This is a genomic window from Streptomyces sp. NPDC030820 (genome assembly GCF_055572075.1).
Genome location: NZ_JBVIEB010000006.1, coordinates 193,035 through 217,098, shown reverse-complemented (window position 1 = coordinate 217,098; position 24,064 = coordinate 193,035). Strand labels below are relative to the sequence as shown.

Here is a 24,064-nt window from a genome sequence, read left to right as displayed (position 1 = left end):
GACTTCTTTCGGCGTTCAGCCGCGGAACCAGTGCTGCGGCCGGGGTTGGATGTTCTGCCAGACGTGCTTGGGCTCTCGGTACTCGTCCAGGCCGGTCGGTCCCAGCTCACGGCCCACGCCCGAGTGCCCGAAGCCACCCCATTCCGCCTGCGGCACATAGGGGTGGTAGTCGTTGATCCACACGGTGCCGTGGCGCAGCCTGCGGGCCACCCGCTGGGCCTTGCCCGCGTCCTGCGTCCAGACGGCACCGGCGAGGCCGTACTCCGTGTCGTTGGCGATGCGGACGGCGTCGTCCTCGTCGTGGAAGCGTTCGACGGTGAGCACGGGTCCGAAGGACTCCTCGTGCACCACGCGCATGTCCTGCCGGCACTCGTCGAGGACGGTGGGCGGGTAGTAGAAGCCGTCCGCGAGCGCGGGGTCGTCGGGGCGCGCACCTCCGCAGCGCAGTACGGCGCCCTCGGCCAGGCCAGCGGCGACGTACGCCTCGACCTTCTCGCGGTGCTGTGCGGAGATCAGCGGCCCGGTCTCGGCGTCGGGGTCGAAGGGTCCGCCGAGGCGGATGAGCCGGGCGCGGCGTACGACCTCGTCGACGAAGGCGTCGTGGATCGAGTCCTCGACGATCAGCCGGGCGCCGGCCGAGCAGACCTGCCCGGAGTGCAGGAAGACGGCGGTGAGCGCGAAGTCGACGGCGGTGGCGAAGTCGGCGTCGGCGAAGACCACGTTCGGGTTCTTGCCGCCGAGTTCCAGCGCGACCTTCTTCACCGTCGCCGCGGCGGTGGCCATGATGTGCCGCCCGGTCTGCAGACCTCCGGTGAACGACACCATGTCGACGGCCGGCTGCTCGGCGAGCGGCGCGCCCGCCTCGGCTCCGGCGCCGAGCACCAGATTGGCGGCGCCGGCCGGAAGGCCCGCCTCCTGAAGGGCCTTCATCAGCAGGACGGAGGTGGAGGGCGTCAGCTCGCTGGGCTTGAGGACGACGGTGTTGCCCGCGAGAAGAGCCGGGGCGACCTTCCAACTTGCCTGCAGCAGCGGGTAGTTCCAGGGCGTGATCAATCCGCACACCCCGACGGGCTCGTAGGTGACCCGGCTGAGGGCGTCGTCGCGGCCGGTGTCGACCACCCGTCCCGCGCTGGTGCCGGCGATGCCGCCGTAGTAGCGGAAGCAGGCGACGACGTCGGCGATGTCGTACTCGCTCTCGACCAGGCGCTTGCCGGTGTCGAGGGACTCGGCGCGGGCGAACTCCTTGGCGTCGCGCTCGATGATGTCGGCGGTGCGCAGCAGCAGCGCGCCGCGCTCACGCTCGGGGGTACGGGGCCAGGGGCCCTCGTCGAAGGCGCGTCGGGCGGCGGCGATCGCCGCCTCGGTGTCGGGGCGAGTCGCCTCCGGGACCGTCGCGACCAGCGTGCCGTCCGCGGGACAGCGGATCTCCCGGTGGCCACCGGCCACCGCAGCGCGCCATTCTCCGTCCACGTACAGATCTGTCACGGCCGCGCCCTTCGAAGGAATTCGTTGCGCATTGTGCACTGCATTGCTTGTGGTGGAACACCCTGGCCGAATCGGCCGAGACCCGTCAAGGGGGCGGTGTATCTCGATTTGGCCGCCGCCGCGTCGCTCGCCCGCGCGCGTCAGCCGCCCAGCCGGTCCAGTGCCGCACGGCGCCAGCCCTCCGTCTCGGCGATCTGGTTGAAGGTGAAGAGGTGCAGGCCGGCCACCGCGGCCGCGGATCCGGTGATCGCCTCCGCGCCGCGGCTGAGCAGCCGCTCGGGAGCGTATCCGCCGGGTGTGGCGAACCGCAGGAACCAGGAGGGATGCCGGGTGAGGAAGCGGGTCGACTCCCCCACCCCGATCTTCGTCGCCATCGACAGCAGCTTCGCCCGCTGGACGGGCCCGGCGACGCCCACGTACACCGGCAGGGTGATGGCGCGGCGCCGGATCCTGGTGATCCAGTCGCCGAGCACGCGCGGGTCGAAGCACAGGTTGCTGACGATGTACGTGGCGTGCGTCCGCTTGTCCCACATCGACTGGATGGTGATGTCGTCGTGGATGAGCGGATGGCTCTCCGGATAGCCGGTTATGCCCAGGTCGGCGAAGGGTCTGCCCAGGTCGCTCAGCCCGCGCAGCACCGGCAGCGCTCCGGCGTACGGCCCGGCCGGCGGATCGGCGTCACCGGCCGGCACGAAGACGTCGTCGACACCCGCCGCACGCAGCCGCTCGGCAACGTCCTTCAGGTGTACGTCGTCCCGCAGCAGCCGTGCGGGCACGTGCGGGACCACGCGGTAACCGTGTGCCGCGAGCCGCTCGGTCAGACCGAGGGTCGGCTCCAGCCCCTTGACCGGCGACGCCGTGACCGTGACCACGACGTCGCGGGGCACATGGGCGAGGACCTTCTCCTCGGTCGCCTTCGCCGGCAGCACCTCGTAGCGGACCCGGGTGAGCAGCGCCCGCAGGGCCTCGGCGCCCATGGCTCACCCGGCCTGCTTCTGGGCGTCGCGGTGCCGGTAGTACGCGGCCTTGGAGGGCTCCAGCGGCTCCTTGCCGAGGATGAGGTCGGCCGCCTTCTCGGCGATCATCATCACCGGCGCGTAGATGTTGCCGTTGGTGACGTACGGCATCACCGACGCGTCCACCACGCGCAGCCCGTCCAGTCCGTGCACCCGCATGCTCAGCGGGTCGACGACGGACATCTCGTCGGTGCCCATCTTGCAGGTGCACGACGGGTGCAGGGCGGTCTCGCCCTCCTTGGCGACCCAGGCGAGGATCTCCTCGTCGGTCTCCACGGAGGTCCCGGGCGAGATCTCGCCGGCGTTGTAGGGGGCGAGCGCGGGCTGGTTGAGGATCCTGCGGGCGACGCGGATCGCCTCGACCCACTCCCGGCGGTCCTGCTCGGTGGAGAGGTAGTTGAAGCGCAGCGCCGGCTTGACCCGCGGATCCCGGCTCTTGATCTTCACCGACCCGATGGCGTCCGAGTACATGGGCCCGACGTGCACCTGGTAGCCGTGGCCGCCGGACGGCGAGGAGCCGTCGTAGCGGACGGCGACCGGCAGGAAGTGGAACATCAGGTTGGGGTAGTCCACGTCCTCGTTGCTGCGCGCGAAGCCGCCCGCCTCGAAGTGGTTGGTGGCCGCGGGGCCCTTGCGGAACAGCCACTGCAGTCCGATGAAGGGGGCACGCCACTTCGCCATGTACGGCTGCATGGACACGGGCTGCTTGCAGCCGTACTGGACGTAGACCTCCAGGTGGTCCTGCATGTTCTCGCCGACGCCCGGCAGGTCGTGGACGACGTCGATGCCGAGGGCGGACAGCTCGGCGGCGTTGCCGACACCGGAGAGCTGCAGCAGCTGCGGGGAGTTGATCGCACCGCCGCACAGGATGACCTCGCCGGCGCGGACCTGCTGGGGCGCGCCCCTGCCGCGCCGGTACTCGACGCCGACGGCCCGCTTGCCCTCGAAGAGCACCCGGGTGACGAGGGCACGCGTCTTCACCGTGAGGTTCGGCCGCTTCATCGCGGGCTTGAGGTAGGCCTTGGAGGCCGACAGCCGACGCCCGCGGTGGACGTTGCGGTCGAACTTGGCGAACCCTTCCTGCCGGTAGCCGTTGACGTCGTCCGTCGGCGCGTAGCCCGCCTCCTGGGTGGCCTTGAGGAAGGCGGTGAAGAGCGGGTTGGTCGCGGGGCCGCGCTCCAGGACGAGGGGTCCGTCATGGCCGCGGAACTCGTCGTCCGGGTCGGCCGCCAGACAGTTCTCCATCCGGCGGAAGTACGGCAGACAGTGGGCGTAGTCCCAGGTCTCCATGCCGGCATCGGCCGCCCAGCGCTCGTAGTCCATGGGGTTGCCGCGCTGGAAGATCATGCCGTTGATGCTGCTGGAGCCGCCGAGCACCTTGCCGCGCGCATGATAGATGCGGCGGCCGCCCATGTGGGGCTCGGGCTCGGACTCGTACTTCCAGTCGTAGAAGCGGCTGCCTATGGGGTAGGTCAGCGCCGCGGGCATGTGGATGAAGACGTCCCAGGGGTAGTCCGAGCGGCCCGCCTCCAGGACGAGCACCCGGTTTGCGGGGTCGGCCGAGAGCCGGTTCGCCAGTGCGCTGCCGGCCGATCCACCGCCGACGATGACGAAGTCGTACTGCAGGGGAGCCATGGTGCCTCGTCTCGCTCGCGTCGTTGATGTGCGGGCATGCTAGTACGGGTATCGCTATACGCACTAGGTTGCGAACCACGCAACTTGTAAGAACTTTGTTCAGAGCGCGTTACTTGCAAGAACGTTGTTTACTGCGCGTATAGTTTCGCTATGAGCAACTACAGTCCGGATACCGAAACGAACGGTTCCCCGCCCGGCGGTGTGCAGTCCGTCGACCGTGCCATCAGCGTCCTGGAGATCCTGGCCCAGCGCGGCGAGGCCGGCGTGAGCGAGGTGGCCGCCGAGATCGATGTGCACAAGTCGACGGCGTTCCGGCTGCTCGGCGCCCTGGAGGCACGCGGCCTCGTGGAGCAGTCGGGCGAGCGCGGCAAGTACCGGCTGGGCTTCGGCATCGTACGCCTGGCGGGCGCCGTCACGGGACGCATCGACATCACCCAGCAGGGCCGGCCGGTGTGCGAGCGCCTGGCCGAGGAGATCGGCGAGACGGTCAACATCGCCGTGATGCAGGAGCGCTACGCGATCAACCTCTACCAGGTGCGCGGCCAGTCCGCCGTCACCGCCCACAACTGGGTCGGCCAGCTGACCCCGCTGCACGCCACCTCGAGCGGCAAGATCATGCTGGCCCACCTGCCCGCCAGGGAACGCGCTTCCCTGCTGACCGAGACCGGTCTGAAGAAGCTGACCCCGCACACGATCTCCGCGAAGGCGAAGCTGGAGAAGAACCTCGCCGAGGCCCGGGAGCGCGGTTACGCCTGGACGCTGGAGGAGCTGGAGATCGGGCTGCACGCCATGGCCGCCCCGATCCGTGACCGGGAGGGCCAGGTCATCGCGTCGATCAGCGCCTCCGGGCCCTCCTACCGGTTCACCGAGGAGCGCATGCACGAGCTGGCTCCGGTGCTGGTCAAGGGTGCGGAGGAGATCAGCCACCGGATGGGGTACCTCGGCTGAGCGCACGGAGCACCACGCCGTACGGCCCGCGTACGCCCCCCGCGCGGGCCACGGGCGCTCCTCCCTGGCGGCACACCGCCCCCGCGTCACTCCGGCTGCAGCGCGCCGAGACGCTCGTTCACCCAGTCGTGGAAGGCACCGATGTGGTGCTCACTGGGCACGAGCACCCCGCCCTTGGCGTACAGCCGTGAGCTCATCCCGGGCTGGGTGCGTTCGCAGGCGTCGAAGTCCTGGCGGTTGACCCGGTCGAACAGCTCCACGGACCGGCTGACGTCCTTGCCGCTCTCCACGACGTGCGGAAGGTAGAGCCAGTCGCACTCGACGATCGTGCGGTCTACGGCCACCGGGTACATCCGGTGGAAGATCACATGGTCGGGCACGAGGTTGATGAACACCTGCGGCTTGACGGTGATCGCGTAGTACCGGCGGTCCTGCTCCTCGGACACCCCCGGAATGCGGTCCAGGCCCTCGGAGCCGTCGACGGTGAAGCCCTGGATCTCCGCGCCGAACTCGGCGCCGTGGCCGACGTAGTACTGGGCGGCGTAGCCGTCGGCGAACTCGGGCAGCACCTCGGTGAGTTCGGGATGGATCGTGGCGCAGTGGTAGCACTCCATGAAGTTCTCGATGATGAGCTTCCAGTTCGCCTTGACGTCGTAGACGATCCGCTTGCCCACCGAGAGGTTCGCGATGTCGTAGTGGTCGATCGACGCGGTGTCGCCCAGCCGCTCGACCACCGCCCCCATCACGTCCTCCTCGAAGGAGGGCGGGTTCTCCGCCAGGCAGACCCAGACGTAGCCGAGCCATTCGCGGACGGCCACGCTCACCAGGCCGTACTCGGTGCGGCCGACATCGGGCATCTTGGTCAGGTTGGGCGCCGCGACGAGCTTGCCGTTCAGGTCGTAGGTCCAGGCGTGGTACGGGCACTGGAAGGCCCGCTTGACCTCGCCCGTCTCCTCGGTGCAGAGCTTGGCCCCGCGGTGCCGGCAGACGTTGAAGTAGGCACGGATCGCGTTGTCCCGGGCCCGGGTGACGAGGATGCTCTCGCGGCCCACGTCCACGGTGCGGAAGGCACCCGGCTTGGCCAGCTCGGAGGAGCGAGCGACGCAGAACCACATCGTCTCGAAGATGCGCTCCTGTTCCTGGGCGAAGATGCCGGGGTCCGTGTAGGCGGAGCCGGGGAGAGTGGCGATCAGGCTGTCCGGCAGGCTGGTCGAGGTCACGGTGCACTCCTCGGGAAACGTCGTGGATCGATAGGTCACGCGCCGGGAAGAGCGACTTCGGGCGGCGTTGTGTATGAAGCAACACTGCGTTTCATGTGCAACGCAGAATGAGTTGCCGCAGGGGCGGTGTCAAGACGTGGCGGCGGCGAACTGCTTGCGCCGGCGGGTGAACAGCCGCGGCTGGTTCATGCCCAGCACGGCGACCGGCCGATCGCCCCTGCGGTAGACGGCCAGAAAACTGCGGTCGTCGGTCGAGCCCTCCTCGACCGTCACGCTGTCGGCCCCGGCGGCGTGGCCGACGAACTGGATCTTCACGCCGTACTGATCGGACCAGAAGTAGGGCGGCCGGGGCACCCCCGGCTCCGTCGCACCGTGGGCGAGCAGCACGGCGACGGCGGCGTCCGGCCGTTCCAGCGCGCCGGTCCAGTGCTCGACCCTGCGGTGGGCCCCGGTGTGCGGGTCGTACCAGTTGGCGCAGTCGCCCACGGCGACCACCCCGGCCACACTCGTGCGGCCGTCGGCTCCGCACTTCACGCCGTTGTCGAGTGCGACGCCGGAGCCCTCCAGCCACTCGACACAGGGGCGCGCCCCCACACCGACGACGACGGTGTCGGCGGGGATGCTGCGGCCGTCCTCCAGCAGCACGGCGTCGACCCGGCGCTCCCCGCTCAGCCCCTTGACCCCGACGCCGCACAGCAGCCGTACGCCGTGATCTGTGTGGAGGGCGGAGACGACCTTGCCCATGGCCTCGCCGAGCGGTCCGGCCAGCGGTGTCGCAGCCGCCTCGACGACGGTCACGTCGAGGCCGAGGGCGTACGCCGTGGAGGCCACCTCGGCGCCGATGAAACCGCCGCCGATCACCACCAGCCGTCCACCCCGGGCCAGGTCGTCCCGCAGGGCGCGGGCGTCATCGAGCGTGCGCAGCACATGGACGCCGGCGAGACCCTCGGTGCCGGACAGGGTGCGGGCGGCGGCGCCGGTCGCGATGACCACGCCGTCGGCGCGTATCTCCCGGCCGTCGGCGAGCCGGATCGCCCGCTCGCTGCGGTCGAGTCCGGTGGCGCGGGTGCCGAGCACCCACTCCGCCTGGAGCTCCTCGTCGTCCCTCTCCAGCGCCAGTTCCGCTTCGCCGATGGCACCGGCCAGGAACTCCTTGGACAACGGCGGCCTGTCGTACGGGCGGTGGAGCTCGTCGCCGACGACGACCAGCCGGCCGTCGTACCCCCGTTTCCGCAGCGAGCGCGCGGCCGACAGACCGGCCAGCGACGCGCCCACCACGGCGACGGTCCTCACGCGGGGCCTCCGGCCAGGCGGGCGGCGACGCACGGCGGCAGGTTCGGTGCCTCGGTGGACAGCCGCACGTAGACCATGCCGTCCTCGACGACGACCTCGTGGGTGCGGACCGGGAGCTTGGCCGGCGGTGCGTCCACGGCTCCGGTCCTCAGGTCGAACTTGGAGGCGTGCAGGGGGCATTCCACCTCACAGCCCTCCAGCCAGCCGTCGGCGAGCGACGCGTCCTGGTGGGTGCAGGTGTCGTCGATGGCGAAGAGCTCGCCGTCGTCGGTGTGGAACACCGAGACCGGCGGGTCGATGTCGAGCCGGTGGGCCTCGCCCCGCGGAAGATCCGCGAGTCGGCACGCGGGAATCATCATGACACCTCGGTGCGTATAGCGAAACGGATTGCGATTAGCGCAACGTCAGTCTGCTGGCCGCTCCGAAGGCTTGTCAAGGCATCCACAGGGCCCTTTGCGCGGTGTCCGCCGACCGGTTTCCGGGCATGCCGGAGCGACCTCGAAGGCGCAGGTCAGCAGGAGGATGAGGGGTGGTCGAGCAGGTGCGACGACGGCCCTGCCGCCGGTGCCGTCCACGTCGGTCCGTCACCGGGGCAGGGCCGCTGTTCGCCGGGCGGTCAGAAGCCGCGCTCGATCCACTCCTGAAGGTGCGGCGCCTCGGCGCCGATGGTGGTGGTGTCGCCGTGGCCGGTGTGCACGACGGTGTCGTCCGGCAGGGCGAGGAGGCGTTCCCTGAGGGAACGGATGATGGTCGGGAAGTCGCTGTACGACCGTCCTGTGGCCCCCGGCCCGCCGGCGAACAGCGTGTCGCCGCTGAACAGCGCGGACAGGCGCGGGGCGTACAGACAGACGGCGCCCGGGGCATGTCCCGGGGTGTGCAGTACGGCCAGCTCCACTCCGGCGACGGTGAGGCGCTGCCCGTCGGTCAGCTCGCCGTCGGGCGCCCGGTCGGGATGGGTCTGTTTCCACAGCGGCAGATCGTCGGCGTGCAGCAGGACCGGGGCGCCGGTCCGGGCGGCGAGGTCGGGTGCGGCGTCGATGTGGTCGTTGTGCGCGTGGGTGCACACGATCGCCCGCAGGGTGCGACCGCCGAGGGCACGGGCGATGGCATCGGCATCATGGGCGGCGTCGATCACGACCGCCTCGGTGTCGTCGCCCACGATCCACACGTTGTTGTCGACGTCCCAGGTGCCGCCGTCCAGCGAGAACGTCCCCGAGGTGACGAGACGCTCGATACGGGCACCCGCCATCAGAAGACCACCACCGAACGCAGCACGTCGCCGCCGTGCATCCGCTCGAAGGCCTTCTCGACCTCGTCCAGCGCGATGGTCTCGGTGACGAAGGCGTCCAGGTCGAGACGTCCCTGCAGATAGAGGTCGATGAGCATCGGGAAGTCCCGGGAGGGCAGACAGTCGCCGTACCAGGACGACTTGAGGGCACCGCCCCGGCCGAAGACGTCCAGCAGGGGCAGTTCGAGCTTCATCTCGGGGGTGGGGACGCCGACGAGGACGACGGTGCCGGCGAGGTCGCGGGCGTAGAAGGCCTGCTTGTACGTCTCCGGGCGGCCGACGGCCTCGATCACGACATCGGCGCCGAAGCCACCGGTCAGCTCCCGCACCGCGTCGACCGCGTCGGCCTCCTTGGAGTTGACGGTGTGGGTCGCGCCCAGCTTCTTCGCGGTGTCCAGCTTGCGGTCGTCGATGTCCACGGCGATGATCCTCGCCGCGCCCGCCAGCTTCGAGCCGACGACCGCCGCGGCGCCGACACCGCCGCACCCGATCACGGCGACGCTGTCCCCGCGACCGACGTTCCCGGTGTTGATGGCCGCACCGATGCCCGCCATCACGCCGCAGCCGAGCAGCCCGGCGGCAGCGGGCGAGGCGGCCCGGTCGACCTTGGTGCACTGGCCGGCCGCGACGAGCGTCTTCTCGGCGAAGGCGCCGATGCCGAGCGCAGGCGAGAGCTCCGTACCGTCCGCCAGGGTCATCTTCTGCTTCGCGTTGTGCGTGTTGAAGCAGTACCAGGGCCGCCCGCGCAGACAGGCCCGGCACTGGCCGCACACGGCACGCCAGTTGAGGATCACGAAGTCACCTGGCGCCACCTCGGTGACCCCCTCGCCGACCGCCTCGACCACACCCGCGGCCTCGTGCCCCAGCAGGAAGGGGAAGTCGTCGCTGATACCGCCCTCGCGGTAGTGCAGATCGGTGTGGCAGACCCCGCAGGCCTCGATCTTGACCAGCGCCTCGCCCGGGCCGGGGTCGGGCACGACGATCGTTTCCAGACTGACAGGGGCGCCCTTGCTCCGCGCGACGACACCACGGACCTGCTGAGACATGGCCACTCCTCGGCTCACAGCGGATCGAGATGTTGCCTATTACGGCACACCTCTCACGTTTCGCAACACAGCATCGCGGAGGCCGAAGCAGCGGTCAAGGATCCGTCAGCCGTCAAAGGCTTCGCCGACGGCTCGGCCGGCCGACTCCGGTGACCGGAGTCGGCGTTCGGAGCCGAACCGTCGGCGACGGGATGTCGAGTCTCCTACACGATCAGGCGGGGGCGTACACCCGATGGACGAACTCCGCGAGCTGGTCGTCACCGAGGTGCCGGGCGATGTCGGTCTCGCTGATCATTCCGATCATGCGCTTGTTCTCGACCACCGGAAGGCGCTTGATCTGGTGCCCCTCCATCTCCCGCAGGGCCTCCGAGATGTCGGCAGCGGCATCGATCCAGCGCGGGGTGCCCTCGCACAGGTCACCACACGTCATCCGCGCGGGGTCGCGACCGGAGGCGATGCACTTCACCACGATGTCGCGGTCGGTGATGATGCCGCACATCCGGTCACCGTTGTCGGGGTCGCTGACCGGAAGTGCGCCCACCTCGTGGTCCCGCATCATCTGCGCGGCCCGGTCCAGCGTCTCGTGCCGGGGTATCCACTGGGCGCCCGGGCTCATGATGTCCTTCGCTGTCGTCATCGCTCGTCCCTTCACGGCGGTGCCGGTGCGAGCAGTCAGCCCGCCCGGGAATCCTGGGTCGTCGGAGCGGACCGACGCGAGCGCCGGCCGGCGGAGGCCGCACGCACCCGCCCTGTCCGCTCCCTCAGATAGGTGACCAGGTCGGTGCGCAGATAGCGCCGGGCGGCGGCGGCCGCCTCCCGCGGGTTGCGCTCGCCCATCAGCACGCACAGCGTGTAGCCCGAGTCCTCGAAGGCGGCACGCGACGCGAGATCGGCGGGTGCCGCCACGGCGGCGCGCTCGCACACCCGGTAGCGTCGCAGCAGGCGGCGGACTTCGGACTTCGCCGGTAGCAGCATGGTGAGTTCACCACCCAGGGGACTCGGCGGACTTCCGGTGGTGGCGCCGATGCCGCGGCGCACGAACACATCCATCGGCCGAACATGGCCTTCAGCCATGGTGCCCGAGGTGCGCGGCGCTGTCTTGTTGGCCTTTCAATCGGCGTTCAGGCCCGTGCTCCCGGTCCCGTGATGCCGCCGAGCCCGGTCGTGTCCTGCGTCCTGCGCCACCAGGGAACGCGGCGGTGACGGTGGCGGCGGGCGCCGCCCGCGACCGTCATCGCCAGGCCCAGGCAGAAGACGAGCGCCAGCGCGAGGCCCGAACTGAACAGCGCGAGGCCGTTCATCGTGGCGATGTCGTGGCCGAGGACGGAAACGGTGTAATCGGGCCCGCCGGAGAGGTTGTCGATGATCGCCAGGGCCGTGAAGGCACCCGTGCCCGCGAGCAGGAGCAGTCCGAGGAACAGCATCCGAGTCATCTCCTCAGGAAGCGTCTGCCGACCCGGGTACCCGCAACTCTCCGGCTCACCCTCACTGCACCGCGTGACGTCCGGCGCCGCGTGCTTCACCGGTCCGCGCCCGCCAACCCCGCCACGACACTGAGCGTGCCGTCGGCCTCCATGCCGATGTGCAGGCCGTGGCAGATCCGGTCGAGGGTCGAGCACAGCCACGCACGGTCCCAGTCCTCGGCCGGCTCCAGCCGCATCCGCCGCGCCTGCCAGGGGACCATCCGCAGGCCGGTCGGGCATCCCGTGTCCGCCTCCACCGAGACGAGGTAGCCGAGCCGGAGGTCGTCGCGGTACTCCTCGTAGCCCGAGATGCCCTCGTAGTCGTCGATGAAGTCGCCGCAGCCGTAGAGGATCAACCGGTCCCGGTACACCTCGACGGGGCGGGGGTGGTGGGAAGAGTGCCCGTGGACGATGTCGACGCCGCCGTCGATCAGGGCGCGCGCGAAGCGCGTCTGCTCGCGGGGGACGAGATAGCCCCAGTTGGTGCCCCAGTGCACCGACACGACCACGATGTCGCCCGGTCGTTTGTCCCGCCGCACCCGCTGGACGGCCGCCTCGGCCGCCGACGCCGACAGCTCGCGGACGTAGGCGACACCGGAACGGTCCGTTGTCGCGGCCCAGTCGGGCGGGATGCCGCTGGACAGCGCTCCGAGGGCGAAGACCAGAATGCGGCGGCCGGGACCCACAGGGACTGCCGCGGGCGCGCAGGCCTCGTCGGCGTCGCGCCCCGCGCCCACCGCTCGCAGGCCTGCACCGGCGAGTGAGTCCAGGGTTTCCTCCAGGCCCGGCCGGCCGAAGTCCAGCACATGGTTGTTGGACAGGACGCACACATCGGGCCGGGCCACCGTCAGGGCGGGCAGGTTGGCCGGGTGCATCCGGTAGTGCACCGCCTTGCCCGGCGCGAAGGCGTCGCTGCGCGTGACAGCCGTCTCCAGATTCACGATCCGGGCATCCGGCGCGACCTCCTCCAGCAGCCGCAGCACCTCGCCCCACGGCCAGGCGGGGGGAACCGGCGCGGGGATCGGACCGTTGACCGCCTCGACCAGTTCCACATACGTCCGCGCATCCGTGACGTAACCCTCGCGCAGCTCCGGGCTTCCGGGGTGCGGAAGGATCTGGTCGACGCCGCGCCCGAGCATCACGTCACCGCACAGAAACAGCGTCACCACGCGGCCCATACACCCACCCTAGGCGACCCTGGGCGGCGTCTTCCCGGACCGGCCCAACGCAGAGTCTGTGTGAACAGGCGTGACCCGAGCAGAAGGCCCTGGCCGGTCGGATTCACTCCGCCACAGGGTGAACTTGTCCAGACACCTCTTCTCCATGAGGCGATCGAAAGAAGTTCCCTCGGCCGTACCGGCAAGCACCCTAGAGTCGCACTGTCATGTACGCGACCGGACAACAGGTCGCGATCCGGGGACTTCCCACATCACCAGGAGAGCGCATGGTCTCGCGTCGTACAGCTACCGCCCTCACCTCCGCAGCGGCAACCCTGCTGCTCGGCTTCAGCGGCTATACGGCCCCCACCGCGAGCGCGGGCACCGGCACCGGCCTCTCGGTGTTCGCCTGGAACGTCGATCTCGGCACCGCGATCGTCGACAGCACCCAGAACGAGAAGGCGGCGCAGCGCACCCCGACCATCGAGTCGATCATCCGCAAGCACAGCGCGGACGTGGTGGTCCTGGACGAGGACTTCAACAACAGCTCGACCGCGGACATCACCAGCAAGCTCGCCGACCTCTACCCGTACCACACCCCCGTCGTCGGCCAGACCTGTTCCGGTGGCGGCTGGACGGGCATCAGCGGTGACTGCTCCAACTCCTGGTTCGTCATCAACGGCGGCACCATGATCCTCTCCAAGTATCCGATCGCCGCCCAGTACGCCCACGTCTTCGTCAACTCCACCTACGGCACCTGGGACTACCACGCCAACAAGGGCGCGGCGCTGGTGCAGATCGAGAAGGACGGTGTGAAGAGCTGGCTGGTCGGCACCCATCTGCAGGCCGACGAGTCCGACACCTCCACGGACACCACGCAGTCCACCCGGCTCGCCCAGCTCGGCGAGATCCGCACCTGGGTGGACGGCATCGTCGGTTCGACCGCGCCGGTGCTGATCGGGGGAGACCTGAACGTGGAGTACTACGGCGGCCGGTCGCGCGGTGACTACGCGGGCGCCCAGACCGCGGTGAACGGTGTGCTCGGCACTCCGGCCACCGACTCCGGTCAGACCCTGCGGACCATGGACTGCCCGGTCTCCGCCTGGTGCCAGTACATGTCCGGCATCGAGTCCTTCCCCAAGGACTACCGGGACGACCTCGACTACCTCGGCTATCTCAACGCCCCGGGCCGCCCGACGCCGGCCGCGATGTCCACCGTCAAGGTGGACTTCGACCCCCAGTCCGGCTGGACGACGGGCCAGACCGACACCAACGCTCCCAGCGACCACTACCCGGTCGAGGCGACGTTCCAGCTCGGCTGACCCCGCGCGAGCCCGACCGGCCGGACAGCGGAGACCCCCTGGGACACCATGCCCCGGGGGGGCTCTCCGGACAGCGGAGCAGGAGGCCCCCAGCAATAGGCATTTGGTCGATACACTGCCGGGATGGGTCTGGATCATGCTTCGCTGACCTCCCTGGCCGCCCTCGGTGACGACACGCGCCGCCGCATGTTCGAGTTCATCCGGCAGGCGCGGCAACCGGTGACACGCGAGGAGGTCGCCGACAGCCTGGGCATGTCCCGCAAACTCGCCGCCTTCCACCTGGACAAGCTGGTGACAGCGGGGCTGCTGCGGACCGGCGTCGAATCGTCCGCGGGTATCCGCAAGGTGGGCCGGCGGCCCAAGGTGTACGCACCGGTGGCCGAGGCGATCGCCGTACACATCCCCGAGCGCCGTTACGAGATGCTGGCGGACGTCCTCACCGAAGCCGTACTGACCGAGACGCGGGGGGAATCGGCCCGCGATGCCGCACTGCGGGTCGCCCGTCGGCGAGGGGAGACGCTGGGCGGTACCGAACGCGCGCGCGTACGCCCCGGGCGACTGGGCGCCGAGCGAGGACTGAGCCTGGCCGCGCAAACGCTGGAGGACTTCGGCTACGAGCCGGAGCGCACCGCACCCACCCTGGTGCGACTGCGCAACTGCCCCTTCCACCCACTGGCCGCCCGGGCGCCGGACCTGATCTGCCGCGTCAACCAGGCCTTCCTCGCCGGCTATCTGCATGGCCTGGGAAGCGACAGGACCACGGCGGTGCTGGCCCCACGGCCCGACTGGTGCTGTGTCGAACTGCGCGGGGAGGGTACGGCCGCGGACACGCCGGCAACGGAGTCCGTCCAGGAGCGGTCGGGCGACCCCACGTCACCGTCCAGCGGGGAGTAGGCCGAACTCACAGGCCAAAGCCGGTCGTTCGGACGTAGGTTGTGCGGCGTGTGATCCATGCCTTGACACGCCGGCATCGTCACCAGCGCCCGCAGCAGCCGTGCCTTCCTGCGCCGCAACATCACCTATCTGGTCCATGAGACGGCTCAGAACTGCGGCGGGCCCGCCTCGATGCGGCGCAGCACCGGTGCCAGACGGTCCAGGTCGGGGCCGGTCTGGACCTGTCGCTCGTCCCACCAGGTCGCGCCGGCGTCGTACAGCGGACCGATCACGTCCCTGGCCTTGGCCGGGTCCGGGGGCGTGGCGCCGCCGAGCACGAACTCGAAAGGGCGCCCGGTTCCGGCCGTACGCTGCTTGCGCACATAGCCGATCAGCTCCCGTACCTCCGCCGCATCCGGCACATGCCCGTGCCGGGCCGTCTCGAAGAGCGGCACCGCGCCGTCCCACCGCGCCGCTCGGCGCATGGGCGGGCGGCGCGGCCAGAACCCGCCGATCCACACCGGCGGACCGGGCCGCTGCACCGTGACGGGCAGCAGCGTCACGTCCCGCACCGCGTAGTGCGGGCCGTGGTGGTTCACCGGCTCGCCGGACCAGAACCGGCGCAACAGTTCCAGTCCCTCGTCCAGCCGCTCGGCGAGGAGGCGCGGATCGGTGGCGTCGCCGAAGCTGCCGTACTCGTCCTCGATCGGGCCTCCCAGGCCCGCGGCGAAGATCACCCGGCCGCCGCTGAGGTGGTCCAAGGTGGCCACCTGGCGGGCGAGTTGCTGCGGTCGGTAACGCGGGACCGGCGTCAGCAGGGTGCCCAGCCGGATCCGGGAGGTCGCCAGCGCGGCGGCGGTCAGCAGCATCCAGGGGTCCCCGAAGGGACGGCCCTGGTGCTGTCGGTGCAGGACGTGATCCCAGACGAACAGCCCGTCCCAGCCCGCCTCTTCGGCGGCAGCCGCCACGGTGGCGACGTTACGGGGATCGGCGAAGTCGCCGAAGTTGGGGATGTTGATGGAAAACCGCATCCCAGCAGCATGCGCACCCGGCGGCGCGGGGGCAATCGGATTTACGCCCGCGCTTCCTCAGAGTTGGGGGACGGTGGAGCCGCCGCCTGCCTTGACCGCTTCCACGGCTGCCTGGTGCAGTTGCCGGCTGTGCACCTCGGAGCGGCAGGGCACGGGACTGCCGGTGAGGGTGAACCATTCGGAGGTGCCCGTGTACTGGACCGCCACGTCGGCCTCGTTGCCGTCCCAGGTGGTGTGGACGGTCAGGTCGCCGACGAGGATCCCCGCTTCGTCGGTTCGTGCGCCCCCCTGGCCGGTGAAGACCCCGGGGGTCGTCCATGATGCCCAGACCATGACGTCAGCCTTCCTCTGCGAGTGAGCGGAGAAATGAGCGGATCCACTACGGGATGGGGATTCCGCGTTCCTGTGGTGCGCGGCGCGGCGGCAACCCGTCGAGGGTGGCCCGTGCGGGACTCCGGCTGGCGGTCTCGGCGCGGCTGTGCAGGCCCGCGGCGGCGGCCACGTAGTCCCGGGCCGTGAGCAGGCCGACCAGCCGCCCGTGCGGATCCGTGACCGGCAGGGCGTCGAGGCGTTCCTCGGTCATCACGGCTGCCGCGTGCAGAGCCGTTTCCTCGGGGTGGACCGTCACTGTCCGGCGGGCGTGCACGAGCTCGCGCACCTTGCGGCGGGACAGCGTCGCAGCCGCGGCAGCACAGGCCACGGCGAGTTCGGCGCGGTCCAGGACTCCGGCACAGCAGCCGTCCCCACGGACCACCGGGAGCTGACGCTGCTCGGACCTCTCCATGACCTCCCAGGCCATCAGCACACTCTCGTCCTCACCGATCGCGTACGGGGCGGCATCCATCAGGCTCCGCACCGCGAGTCGCTCGTTCACGATCGCCTCCTCGTGCCGGGCGTCCGGCCCCGGTGGACCCCCTCGGACGGCACCAGTGTCGCGCCCCATGCGCTTTCACGCTCGCCGGACAGGCGGCGCCTGTCATGGGGCCGTACGGCCCCTGCGCGGGCCACTGGCCCCACGGTCGGCGCCGGGGTACGGGGCCACTCGGTCGGCGCGGGGGATCATGGGCACGGTCAGCGCGCTGGGTGGCGTGTGGAGAGGACGTACGTACGGCCCTCTCGGCCCCACTCCCCGTACTCCGGGGTCAGACCGGCGTCCATCGCCCGGAGGCAGGGGCGGCCGATGTGCGCGTAGACCAGGTGTCCGACCCGGTTCCGGGCCGCTTCCGCGCCGACGTCCCGCACGGGTGCGTGCCCGCCCACTCCGCCGCGGAAGCGGATGGGACGGTCCCAGGACGAGGCTTCGGCGAACATCAGGTCCGCATCCGCCGCCCAGACCGGGAAGGTCCAGAACTCCGGCGCCCACACGACGGCCCCCGGCTCTCCCTCGATGCGGTAACCGCAGGTGGGATGGGAGGTGTGGGCAACCGGTAGCGCGCGGATGCGCAGCTCGCCGAGGTCCAGGTCCGTCATGCGCGGCACCAGCCCGCGCTCGGCGGCCAGACGCCGCAGGGCCGAGCGCAGTTCCGCGTGCTCGTCGGTCACGAGCCAGGCGTCCAGCGGGCCCGCGGGCGGCTCCGCACCGGGCCCGCCGTCGAACGCGACGCGCACGCGGCCGTAGGCGACCAGCAGGCCGGCCGGTGCGAAACGCGGGGACGCCATGGCGCCCACACCCAGCAGCGTGAGCCGGAACCGACGCGGCATACCCGTCACCTCCCGGGAACATGGCCCGTTCATCGTCTCAGGCGGGCGGCAGCCGTGAACCCGGGCCGTCCGGCGACGTGCGGGGTCGTCCGACGGCACGGTTCGCCCATGGGACCGCCGGCGGCGCAGACGGACCGAGCGGTCTTCCGGTCGGTCCGTCTGCGCCGGACGTCGGTCGCTCAGGGACGTTCGGCCCCGTGACCGACGGCCTTCGCCGGTCGATGCTGGGACGGAGGGGGGAACCGACCAGCGGCTCGCGGAGGCCGGGACGAGGGCCCAGGAGGAACGTCATGTCGCACACCGCGCAGTGGAAGGTCCGCCTCGACCTCTTCGAGGACGACGACGGAACGACGAAGGCACATGTGGTGCTGGACACCGGCACCTCCGCGCTCTCCGCCCATGGAAGCGCGCGCTGCCATCCGGCGGACGTGAACGTGCCGGAGATCGGCGACGAACTGGCGGCAGGCCGGGCCATGATCGACCTCGCCCATCAGCTGCTGAGCACCGCCGAACGGGACATGCAGGGAGTGCAGGCGCCCCGGCAGGGCACCCGACGCCAACCCTCTGCACAGCCCGTGTGAGTCCGTGGGAGCACGCACAGCACGACTGTGCGGAGAGGGCGGCGATCATGCGAGCTCACCTCGGTGACCAGCTCATCGTGGAGCGTCCGGCGACCGGTGCCGGCAGGCGCGACGGCGAGATCGTCGGACTCCACCACGAGGACGGAACACCGCCTTACGACGTGCGCTGGTCGGACACCGACGAAGTGACCCTTGTGTTCCCCGGACCCGACGCACACATCCGTCCTCTGCACCACGAGCGGACCGCGGCCACGCACGAGCCACGACAGGACACGGTTGACATGGCCGCCGGGTCCCCCGCCGCCTCACCGCGACGGGCGGCCGACCCCGGCGACATCGGGCGGCGCGTGGCCGTCGAACGCAGGAGGCAGGGCCTCAGCCGCGAGGAGACCGCCGGCCGCGCCCGGATGTCGCCCGACTATCTGGCGTACCTCGAGGAACGGCCCGCCGACCCGACCCTGGCGACGCTCGTCCGACTGGCCGACGCACTGGGCACCACGGTCGCCGCGCTGCGCGGCGGAGGCATCGATCTCCCGCCCGGTCAGGGCCGCGCACTGCTCCGTCCCGAGCTGCGCGACCTCGCCCCGGAGGAATGCCGCACGCTGCTCTCCACCCACGGCGTGGGACGCGTCTCGGTGTCGACATCCGACGGGCGCCCGGCAGTCGTCCCGGTCAACTACGACGTCGTCGACGACGCCATCGTCTTCCGGACCGCCCCCGATTCCGTGGCCGCGGCGGCCGCCGAACGGGAGGTCGCCTTCGAGGTCGATCATCTGGACGAGGCCCTGAGCCAGGGCTGGAGCGTCCTCGCCGTCGGCCCGGCGAGCGTCGTGACGGACCCGGACGCGGTGCGGCGACTCACCCGGCAGGCCCACACCACGCCATGGCCGGGTGGACACCGCGAGATGTGGGTGTCGATCCGGCCCACGAGCCTCACGGGCCGACGGATCGGTCCGGCCGAGCGGTAGACGTCCGTTCACCGGCTGCTCGCGGTGGCCGCGACGGCGGACAGGACGGCGAGCGCGAGGATGCCGCCGGTCAGGGCCAGACGGGGCGGCCGACGGCGGAGCCCCGGCCCACGCGCCGGTGCCGGGTTCGGTACGGCGACGCGTGGGCGCCGTAGGCCCGTCCGCCGGCCCACCCGGGATACGACGGTGGTGCCCCGCTCACATCGGTTCCGCCACGTGCACGGGCATCTCGGCCAGGCGCCATTCGAGCATGCCGTCGTTGAGGCGGATGGCGCGTCGCCCGCGGTCGGTCAGGAGTCGGACCGCGTCGTAGGCGAGGACGCAGTACTCGCCACGGCAGTAGACGACGATCTCGGCGTCCTCGGGCAACTCGTCGATGCGGTCGGCCAGTTCGTGGACGGGGATGGAGATCGCGCCGGGGATGTGCCCGGCCCGGTACTCCTCCACCGGCCGCACATCGAGCACCACCACATCGCCCGCTGCGACGCGGGCGCGGAGTTCCTCGCGGTTGACCTCCACGGCGCCGTCGTCGCCGAGATAGGCGTCGCGGGCGGCCGGCACGGCGGCCTGGTGGCGCTCGGCGACCTTGCGCAGCAGCGCGAACAGCCGGGCCACGTCGTCGCCGGCGAGCCGGTAGTGGATGCGCACGCCCTCCCGGCGGGTGGCGACGAATCCGGCCTGCTTGAGCGTCTGCAGATGCGCCGACGCGGTCGTCAGGTTCAGCCCGGCCGCCTTCGCGAGGGCGTCGACGGTCCGCTCGCCCTGGGCGAGCAGATCGAGCAGTTCCAGACGTTTTCCGCTGGCGAGCGCCTTGCCGCTGGCCGCGAACGCGTCGTACAGCTCCGCCTTGGAGCCGGTTGCCGTGGTCTCCGCCATGCATCCTCCATACATCCATGGAATATCGTAGAGGATGCATGGGTGATACGAGTACCCGAATTTGGAGGAACGGCCATGGGCTTCGCAGAGGACCATCTGATTCCGCTGGTGGACGAAGGACTGGGCAACAGCGCCTACCTCGTCGACCTGGGCGACGGCCGTGCCCTGGCCGTCGACGCGAGCCGCGATCTGCGCGCCCTGCACGCCGCCGCCACCCAGCGCGGACTGCGCGTCGCGTTCGCGGCCGACACCCATCTGCACGCCGACTTCCTCTCCGGTGCCGTCCAGCTCGGCCACGACCACGGCGCCGCCGTCCTCGCTTCCGCCGCCGGCCGCCGTACCTTCCCGCACCAGGGCCTCGCGGACGGCGACGAGGTGGACCTGGGCGGGCTGACGCTGCAGGCCCTGGCCACCCCCGGGCACACCGACGAACATCTGTCCTTCCTGCTGCTGGACGGCGGCCGCCCGCTCGGGGTGTTCACCGGCGGCTCGCTGATCGTGAACTCCGCCGCGCGCACCGACCTGCTCGGCGCCGAACGCACCGAGGGACTGGCCCGCGCCCAGTACCGCTCGCTGCATCGGCTGACCCTGCTGCCGGACGAGACCGCGGTATGGCCCACGCACGGAGCCGGATCGTTCTGCTCGGCCCCGCCCGGCGCCGAGCGCACCACCACCATCGGCACGGAGAAGCGGACCAACCCGCTGCTCGCCGCTCCCGACGAGGACGCCTTCGTGTCCCGGCTGATCGCGAACCTCGGCAGCTACCCCGCCTACTTCGACCGGCTCGCCGAGCTCAACCGGCGCGGCCCCGCCGTCCTGACCACCCCACCGACGCTGCCCGCGCTGGACACCGAGCAGGTGCGCACGCTGCTCGCCGACGGCGGCCATGTGGTCGACGTCCGTCCAGCCGCCCGGTACGCCGCCGCACACATACCGGGGTCGATCTCCATCCCGCTGCGTGGCCAGTTCGCCACCTGGCTGGGCTGGCTGCTGCCCGGCGAGGAGCCCATCGTCTTCGTCACCGGGGAGGGCCAGGATCTGTCGGAGATCGTCTGGCAGGCGTACAAGATCGGTTACGAGCGGCTCACCGGCCGTCTCTCGGGAGGCATGTCCGCCTGGCAGGAGGCCGGCCTGCCCACCTCGGCCACCGCGTTCGTTACCCCCGACCAGGCGCCGGCCGCCCCGTACCTCGACGTCCGGCAGACAGCCGAGTACACCGCCGGACACGTCCCCGGCGCCGTCCACCTCGAACTCGGCGCCCTCGCCGCCCACACCGACGAGGTCCCCGGGGGCGCGGTGGTGGCCTGCGGGCACGGGGAGCGCGCCATGACCGCTGCCAGTGTCCTGGAGCGCGCCGGCCACACCGACCTGACCGTGCTGAACGGCAGCCCTGGCGACTACGCCGCCGCCCACGGCCGCCGGCTCACCGCTGGCGCCGCCCGGTGAGTGCGGCCACCGAGTCCGCGGCCGGGCCTGTTCAGCTGGGACTTCGCGAGAACTGGCTGCAGTTCACGCTGCTCGTCATCGTGAACGTCTGCGTGGGCGGCCTCGTCGGCCTGGAACGCACGACCGTCCCGCTCATCGGCGCCCGCACCTTCGGCCTGACCGATGACCTGGCCGTCTTCTCCTTCATCATCGCCTTCGGACTGACGAAGGCCCTCACCAACCTCGCCGCGGGCGCGCTGACGGCCCGCTTCCGCCGCAAGCAGCTCCTGGTGACGGGCTGGCTCATCGGCATCCCCGTCCCGTTCGCCCTCGCCTGGGCACCGTCCTGGGGCTGGATCGTCGCCGCGAACGTACTGCTCGGCCTCAATCAGGGCCTGACCTGGTCGATGACGGTCAACATGAAGATCGACCTGGTCGGACCCGCCCGGCGAGGGCTGGCCATGGGCCTGAACGAGGCGGCCGGTTACACCGCCGTCGGCACCACCGCCCTGGTCACCGGCTATCTCGCCACCGCGTACGGCCTGCGCCCGGTCCCGGAACTCATCGGTGTGGTCTTCGTCGCCGCCGGGCTCGGCCTCGCCCTGATCGTGCGGGACACCGCCGCGCACGTCGCCCTCGAACTCTCCCAGCACGCCAAGCCCCTGGCCTCCGGCGAGAGCACCGCCCTGGCCGCGATCTTCGCCCGGACCTCCTGGCACCACCGGTCCCTGCGCGGCGCCAGCCAGGCCGGCCTGGTCAACAACCTCAACGACGGCCTGACCTGGGGCGTCTTCCCCCTGCTCTTCACCGACCACGGTCTCGGCCTCGCCGCTGTCGGCCTCATCAAGGGCCTGTACCCCATCCTCTGGGGCCTCGGCCAGATCCCCACCGGCCACCTGTCCGACCGGGTCGGCCGCAAGCCGCTCATCGTGGCCGGCATGCTGACCCAGGCCGGCGGATTCGTCCTCGCCCTCGTCCTGTTGGACACCCCGCTCCTGGCGGGCGTCCTCTCGGCCGTCGCGCTCGGACTCGGCACCGCCATGGTCTACCCGGCCCTGATCGCCTGCGTCTCCGACCACGCGCACCCCGTCTGGCGGACGGGCGCGCTGGGCACCTACCGCTTCTGGCGCGACATCGGCTACGCCGTGGGCGCCCTCGTCGCGGGCATCCTCGCCGACGCCCTCGGCCTGAACGCCACCGTCGTCGCCGCCGCCGCGCTCACCGCCGGCTCCGGCCTGCTCGCCGCCCGCTGGATCAGCGAACACGACGGCGCCCGCTGACGCGGCTCGCGGTGTGCGCGCCGGTCAGTCCGGAGCCGGTGGGATGTTCTGGGTGGCGTGGAACAGGTTGTCCGGGTCGTAGGCACGCTTGACCGCGGCCAGGCGGTCGTAGTGGCCGCGATAGGTGGTCCGGACCCGTTCCTGGCTCTCCCCGGGGCCGATGAAGTTGACGTAGGAGCCGCCCATGGAGTGCGGGTGCAGGTCGGTCCAGTAGTCGACGCACCACTGCCGGATCACCTCGGCGTTGGCGGGGTCCGGGTCGATGCCGGCGACGATGCCGGACCAGACGGCGTCCCGGTAGGCCCAGGCCGTGCCGTCCGCGTCGGCCTGGTGGGCGGCCCCGTCCACCGGATACAGGTGCATGGTCGACAGGCCGGTCGGAATGTTCTGGCCGTACTTGTGGTGGACGTCGATCGCGGCGTCGGAGACGGTCTGGAAGAAGTCGCCGCGCCAGTACCACTGCAGTCCCTCGGGAAGCAGCCCGTCGAACATGGTCTGCAAGGCGGGATAGGGCATCGGGGTGGCGAAGTGGAAGGCCGGCGGCGCCGGCTCGTTCACCACGGCGAACATCTCCGCCAGGCGCTCGTCGGAGAGGTCGCCCGTGTAGCACCAGATCACCGCGCACATCTTCTGCCCGTGGATCGGCTCGGGGAAGGGCGGGCCGGGCGGTACGACGAGGAGGGCGAAGAACCCGTAGAGCTCGTCCGGCGCGGCAGGCAGGAACTCCCGGTACCAGCGCAGCACTTCGGGCGTGCGGTCGACCGGCCACACCGTCACGGCGACCCCGACCGTGGACGCCGGGTGCAGCCCGAAGGCGAACGACGTCACCACCCCGAAGTTGCCGCCGCCACCGCGCAGCGCCCAGAACAGGTCCGGGTGACTCTCCCGGGAAGCGGTGACATAGCTGCCGTCGGCGAGGACGACGTCGGCCGACAACAGGCTGTCGATCGTCAGGCCGTACCTGCGGGTGAGATAACCGTGGCCGCCGCCCAGGGTGAGGCCGCTGACGCCGGTGGTCGACACGATCCCGGCCGGCACGGCACGCCCGAAGGCGTGTGTCGCATGGTCGAGGTCACCGAGCAGGCTGCCTCCGCCCACCTGGACGGTGTCCGTCTCCGGGTCCACCCTGGTCCAGCGCATCGGCGTCAGGTCGAGGACGAGTCCGTCGTCGACCAGGCACAGACCCGGGCCGCTGTGGCCGCCGCCGCGCACGGCCAGCTCGACTCCGGTGTCCCGGGCGAAGGAGATCACCGTCTGCACGTCCGCCACGTCCACGCACTGGGCGAAGGCGGCCGGCCGCCGGTCGATCATGGCGTTGTAGATGCTGCGGGCCGCGTCGTAGCCGGGGTCCTGCGGTGTGATCAGGGATCCCCGCAGTGCCTGGCGCAGACCGCCGACAGCCGTTTCGTCGATGGTGTTCATGGCCGAGTGCCTTCTGAGAGGTACGAATCCTGCC

At 70.9% G+C, this 24,064-nt stretch carries 25 protein-coding genes; 7 read left to right on the top strand and 18 right to left on the bottom strand.

Annotated features, from left to right (window positions below):
* Positions 1–15: 15 nt before the first annotated feature.
* The 3 genes from ACZ418_RS18600 to betA all read right to left on the bottom strand — a co-directional run bounded on the left by ACZ418_RS18600 (position 16) and on the right by betA (position 4,136).
* The gene (locus ACZ418_RS18600; RefSeq protein WP_468363709.1) at positions 16–1,485 is read right to left on the bottom strand and encodes an aldehyde dehydrogenase family protein; all 1,470 of its coding nucleotides are present in this window, start codon (positions 1,483–1,485) and stop codon (positions 16–18) included.
* A gap of 140 nt (positions 1,486–1,625) precedes the next feature.
* Positions 1,626–2,462 carry a methylenetetrahydrofolate reductase gene (locus ACZ418_RS18595; protein ID WP_468363706.1) on the bottom strand — a complete coding sequence of 279 codons (837 nt, stop codon included), beginning with the start codon at positions 2,460–2,462 and terminating at the stop codon, positions 1,626–1,628.
* Between the two features lie 3 nt (positions 2,463–2,465).
* Positions 2,466–4,136 (bottom strand): choline dehydrogenase, encoded by a 1,671-nt coding sequence (betA, locus tag ACZ418_RS18590; RefSeq protein ID WP_468363704.1) that lies wholly within the window; start codon positions 4,134–4,136, stop codon positions 2,466–2,468.
* Positions 4,137–4,286: 150 nt separating this feature from the next.
* On the opposite strand from betA, the gene ACZ418_RS18585 reads away from it, so the two are divergent.
* Positions 4,287–5,084 (top strand): IclR family transcriptional regulator, encoded by a 798-nt coding sequence (locus tag ACZ418_RS18585; RefSeq protein ID WP_468363701.1) that lies wholly within the window; start codon positions 4,287–4,289, stop codon positions 5,082–5,084.
* Positions 5,085–5,170: 86 nt separating this feature from the next.
* Here ACZ418_RS18585 and ACZ418_RS18580 read toward each other — a convergent pair whose 3' ends face one another.
* The 9 genes from ACZ418_RS18580 to ACZ418_RS18540 form a co-directional block, all read right to left on the bottom strand.
* Complete coding sequence (locus tag ACZ418_RS18580) at positions 5,171–6,304, bottom strand: aromatic ring-hydroxylating oxygenase subunit alpha (RefSeq protein ID WP_468363698.1); 1,134 nt, start codon at positions 6,302–6,304, stop codon at positions 5,171–5,173.
* Between the two features lie 129 nt (positions 6,305–6,433).
* The gene (locus tag ACZ418_RS18575; protein ID WP_468363696.1) at positions 6,434–7,597 is read right to left on the bottom strand and encodes an NAD(P)/FAD-dependent oxidoreductase; all 1,164 of its coding nucleotides are present in this window, start codon (positions 7,595–7,597) and stop codon (positions 6,434–6,436) included.
* On the bottom strand, positions 7,594–7,956 hold the full coding sequence (locus ACZ418_RS18570) for a bifunctional 3-phenylpropionate/cinnamic acid dioxygenase ferredoxin subunit (protein WP_351801421.1): 363 nt from the start codon (positions 7,954–7,956) through the stop codon (positions 7,594–7,596). Before ACZ418_RS18570 ends, ACZ418_RS18575 begins: the two co-directional genes overlap by 4 nt.
* A 257-nt stretch (positions 7,957–8,213) precedes the next feature.
* Positions 8,214–8,846, bottom strand: coding sequence for an MBL fold metallo-hydrolase (locus ACZ418_RS18565; RefSeq protein WP_468363693.1), 633 nt, complete (start codon positions 8,844–8,846; stop codon positions 8,214–8,216).
* The gene (locus ACZ418_RS18560) at positions 8,846–9,931 is read right to left on the bottom strand and encodes an S-(hydroxymethyl)mycothiol dehydrogenase (RefSeq protein ID WP_468363691.1); all 1,086 of its coding nucleotides are present in this window, start codon (positions 9,929–9,931) and stop codon (positions 8,846–8,848) included. The genes ACZ418_RS18565 and ACZ418_RS18560 overlap by 1 nt, the downstream gene beginning before the upstream one ends.
* 211 nt (positions 9,932–10,142) lie before the next feature.
* Positions 10,143–10,568, bottom strand: coding sequence for a CBS domain-containing protein (locus ACZ418_RS18555; RefSeq protein WP_468363688.1), 426 nt, complete (start codon positions 10,566–10,568; stop codon positions 10,143–10,145).
* Positions 10,569–10,603: 35 nt separating this feature from the next.
* The gene (locus tag ACZ418_RS18550) at positions 10,604–10,906 is read right to left on the bottom strand and encodes a DUF5133 domain-containing protein (RefSeq protein WP_468364383.1); all 303 of its coding nucleotides are present in this window, start codon (positions 10,904–10,906) and stop codon (positions 10,604–10,606) included.
* Between the two features lie 146 nt (positions 10,907–11,052).
* Positions 11,053–11,355, bottom strand: coding sequence for a hypothetical protein (locus tag ACZ418_RS18545; RefSeq protein ID WP_468363685.1), 303 nt, complete (start codon positions 11,353–11,355; stop codon positions 11,053–11,055).
* 95 nt (positions 11,356–11,450) lie between these two features.
* Positions 11,451–12,572, bottom strand: a complete 1,122-nt coding sequence (locus ACZ418_RS18540; protein WP_468363682.1) for a CapA family protein — start codon at positions 12,570–12,572, stop codon at positions 11,451–11,453.
* 266 nt (positions 12,573–12,838) lie between these two features.
* Here ACZ418_RS18540 and ACZ418_RS18535 point away from each other — a divergent pair, with 266 nt between their 5' ends.
* Complete coding sequence (locus tag ACZ418_RS18535) at positions 12,839–13,873, top strand: sphingomyelin phosphodiesterase (protein ID WP_468363680.1); 1,035 nt, start codon at positions 12,839–12,841, stop codon at positions 13,871–13,873.
* Between the two features lie 123 nt (positions 13,874–13,996).
* The gene (locus ACZ418_RS18530) at positions 13,997–14,767 is read left to right on the top strand and encodes a helix-turn-helix transcriptional regulator (RefSeq protein ID WP_468363677.1); all 771 of its coding nucleotides are present in this window, start codon (positions 13,997–13,999) and stop codon (positions 14,765–14,767) included.
* A 146-nt stretch (positions 14,768–14,913) separates the two neighbouring features.
* Here ACZ418_RS18530 and ACZ418_RS18525 read toward each other — a convergent pair whose 3' ends face one another.
* The 4 genes from ACZ418_RS18525 to ACZ418_RS18510 all read right to left on the bottom strand — a co-directional run bounded on the left by ACZ418_RS18525 (position 14,914) and on the right by ACZ418_RS18510 (position 17,478).
* Entirely contained in the window at positions 14,914–15,777 is an 864-nt protein-coding gene (locus ACZ418_RS18525; protein WP_468363675.1) for an LLM class flavin-dependent oxidoreductase, read from the bottom strand.
* Between the two features lie 57 nt (positions 15,778–15,834).
* Positions 15,835–16,110: a hypothetical protein gene (locus tag ACZ418_RS18520; RefSeq protein WP_468363672.1), complete on the bottom strand. Its 276-nt coding sequence runs from the start codon at positions 16,108–16,110 to the stop codon at positions 15,835–15,837.
* A 46-nt stretch (positions 16,111–16,156) separates the two neighbouring features.
* The gene (locus tag ACZ418_RS18515) at positions 16,157–16,651 is read right to left on the bottom strand and encodes a CBS domain-containing protein (protein ID WP_468363669.1); all 495 of its coding nucleotides are present in this window, start codon (positions 16,649–16,651) and stop codon (positions 16,157–16,159) included.
* A 197-nt stretch (positions 16,652–16,848) separates the two neighbouring features.
* Positions 16,849–17,478: an MBL fold metallo-hydrolase gene (locus ACZ418_RS18510; RefSeq protein ID WP_468363666.1), complete on the bottom strand. Its 630-nt coding sequence runs from the start codon at positions 17,476–17,478 to the stop codon at positions 16,849–16,851.
* 290 nt (positions 17,479–17,768) lie between these two features.
* Here ACZ418_RS18510 and ACZ418_RS18505 point away from each other — a divergent pair, with 290 nt between their 5' ends.
* Positions 17,769–18,059, top strand: coding sequence for a DUF1876 domain-containing protein (locus ACZ418_RS18505; RefSeq protein ID WP_468363664.1), 291 nt, complete (start codon positions 17,769–17,771; stop codon positions 18,057–18,059).
* A gap of 47 nt (positions 18,060–18,106) precedes the next feature.
* Entirely contained in the window at positions 18,107–19,027 is a 921-nt protein-coding gene (locus ACZ418_RS18500; RefSeq protein WP_468363661.1) for a pyridoxamine 5'-phosphate oxidase family protein, read from the top strand.
* Between the two features lie 198 nt (positions 19,028–19,225).
* On the opposite strand, the gene ACZ418_RS18495 is transcribed toward ACZ418_RS18500, so the two are convergent.
* Positions 19,226–19,903 carry an ArsR/SmtB family transcription factor gene (locus ACZ418_RS18495; RefSeq protein ID WP_468363658.1) on the bottom strand — a complete coding sequence of 226 codons (678 nt, stop codon included), beginning with the start codon at positions 19,901–19,903 and terminating at the stop codon, positions 19,226–19,228.
* Positions 19,904–19,978: 75 nt separating this feature from the next.
* On the opposite strand from ACZ418_RS18495, the gene ACZ418_RS18490 reads away from it, so the two are divergent.
* Positions 19,979–21,349: an MBL fold metallo-hydrolase gene (locus ACZ418_RS18490; protein ID WP_468363656.1), complete on the top strand. Its 1,371-nt coding sequence runs from the start codon at positions 19,979–19,981 to the stop codon at positions 21,347–21,349.
* Positions 21,346–22,608: an MFS transporter gene (locus tag ACZ418_RS18485; protein ID WP_468363654.1), complete on the top strand. Its 1,263-nt coding sequence runs from the start codon at positions 21,346–21,348 to the stop codon at positions 22,606–22,608. Before ACZ418_RS18490 ends, ACZ418_RS18485 begins: the two co-directional genes overlap by 4 nt.
* 24 nt (positions 22,609–22,632) lie before the next feature.
* On the opposite strand, the gene ACZ418_RS18480 is transcribed toward ACZ418_RS18485, so the two are convergent.
* On the bottom strand, positions 22,633–24,030 hold the full coding sequence (locus ACZ418_RS18480) for an FAD-binding oxidoreductase (protein WP_468363651.1): 1,398 nt from the start codon (positions 24,028–24,030) through the stop codon (positions 22,633–22,635).
* Between the last annotated feature and the right edge of the window lie 34 nt (positions 24,031–24,064).

Excerpts from the sequence above, each read along its gene's own strand:
- betA (WP_468363704.1), bottom strand. The coding sequence starts at position 4,136 with ATGGCTCCCCTGCAGTACGACTTCGTCATCGTCGGCGGTGGATCGGCC.
- ACZ418_RS18480 (WP_468363651.1), bottom strand. The coding sequence starts at position 24,030 with ATGAACACCATCGACGAAACGGCTGTCGGCGGTCTGCGCCAGGCACTG.
- ACZ418_RS18510 (WP_468363666.1), bottom strand. The coding sequence starts at position 17,478 with ATGCCGCGTCGGTTCCGGCTCACGCTGCTGGGTGTGGGCGCCATGGCG.
- ACZ418_RS18500 (WP_468363661.1), top strand. The coding sequence starts at position 18,107 with ATGCGAGCTCACCTCGGTGACCAGCTCATCGTGGAGCGTCCGGCGACC.
- ACZ418_RS18490 (WP_468363656.1), top strand. The coding sequence starts at position 19,979 with ATGGGCTTCGCAGAGGACCATCTGATTCCGCTGGTGGACGAAGGACTG.
- ACZ418_RS18565 (WP_468363693.1), bottom strand. The coding sequence starts at position 8,846 with ATGGCGGGTGCCCGTATCGAGCGTCTCGTCACCTCGGGGACGTTCTCG.
- ACZ418_RS18545 (WP_468363685.1), bottom strand. The coding sequence starts at position 11,355 with ATGCTGTTCCTCGGACTGCTCCTGCTCGCGGGCACGGGTGCCTTCACG.
- ACZ418_RS18495 (WP_468363658.1), bottom strand. The coding sequence starts at position 19,903 with ATGGCGGAGACCACGGCAACCGGCTCCAAGGCGGAGCTGTACGACGCG.
- ACZ418_RS18550 (WP_468364383.1), bottom strand. The coding sequence starts at position 10,906 with ATGCTGCTACCGGCGAAGTCCGAAGTCCGCCGCCTGCTGCGACGCTAC.
- ACZ418_RS18560 (WP_468363691.1), bottom strand. The coding sequence starts at position 9,931 with ATGTCTCAGCAGGTCCGTGGTGTCGTCGCGCGGAGCAAGGGCGCCCCT.
- ACZ418_RS18520 (WP_468363672.1), bottom strand. The coding sequence starts at position 16,110 with ATGGTCTGGGCATCATGGACGACCCCCGGGGTCTTCACCGGCCAGGGG.
- ACZ418_RS18585 (WP_468363701.1), top strand. The coding sequence starts at position 4,287 with ATGAGCAACTACAGTCCGGATACCGAAACGAACGGTTCCCCGCCCGGC.
- ACZ418_RS18535 (WP_468363680.1), top strand. The coding sequence starts at position 12,839 with ATGGTCTCGCGTCGTACAGCTACCGCCCTCACCTCCGCAGCGGCAACC.
- ACZ418_RS18525 (WP_468363675.1), bottom strand. The coding sequence starts at position 15,777 with ATGCGGTTTTCCATCAACATCCCCAACTTCGGCGACTTCGCCGATCCC.
- ACZ418_RS18540 (WP_468363682.1), bottom strand. The coding sequence starts at position 12,572 with ATGGGCCGCGTGGTGACGCTGTTTCTGTGCGGTGACGTGATGCTCGGG.
- ACZ418_RS18570 (WP_351801421.1), bottom strand. The coding sequence starts at position 7,956 with ATGATGATTCCCGCGTGCCGACTCGCGGATCTTCCGCGGGGCGAGGCC.
- ACZ418_RS18530 (WP_468363677.1), top strand. The coding sequence starts at position 13,997 with ATGGGTCTGGATCATGCTTCGCTGACCTCCCTGGCCGCCCTCGGTGAC.
- ACZ418_RS18595 (WP_468363706.1), bottom strand. The coding sequence starts at position 2,462 with ATGGGCGCCGAGGCCCTGCGGGCGCTGCTCACCCGGGTCCGCTACGAG.
- ACZ418_RS18505 (WP_468363664.1), top strand. The coding sequence starts at position 17,769 with ATGTCGCACACCGCGCAGTGGAAGGTCCGCCTCGACCTCTTCGAGGAC.
- ACZ418_RS18555 (WP_468363688.1), bottom strand. The coding sequence starts at position 10,568 with ATGACGACAGCGAAGGACATCATGAGCCCGGGCGCCCAGTGGATACCC.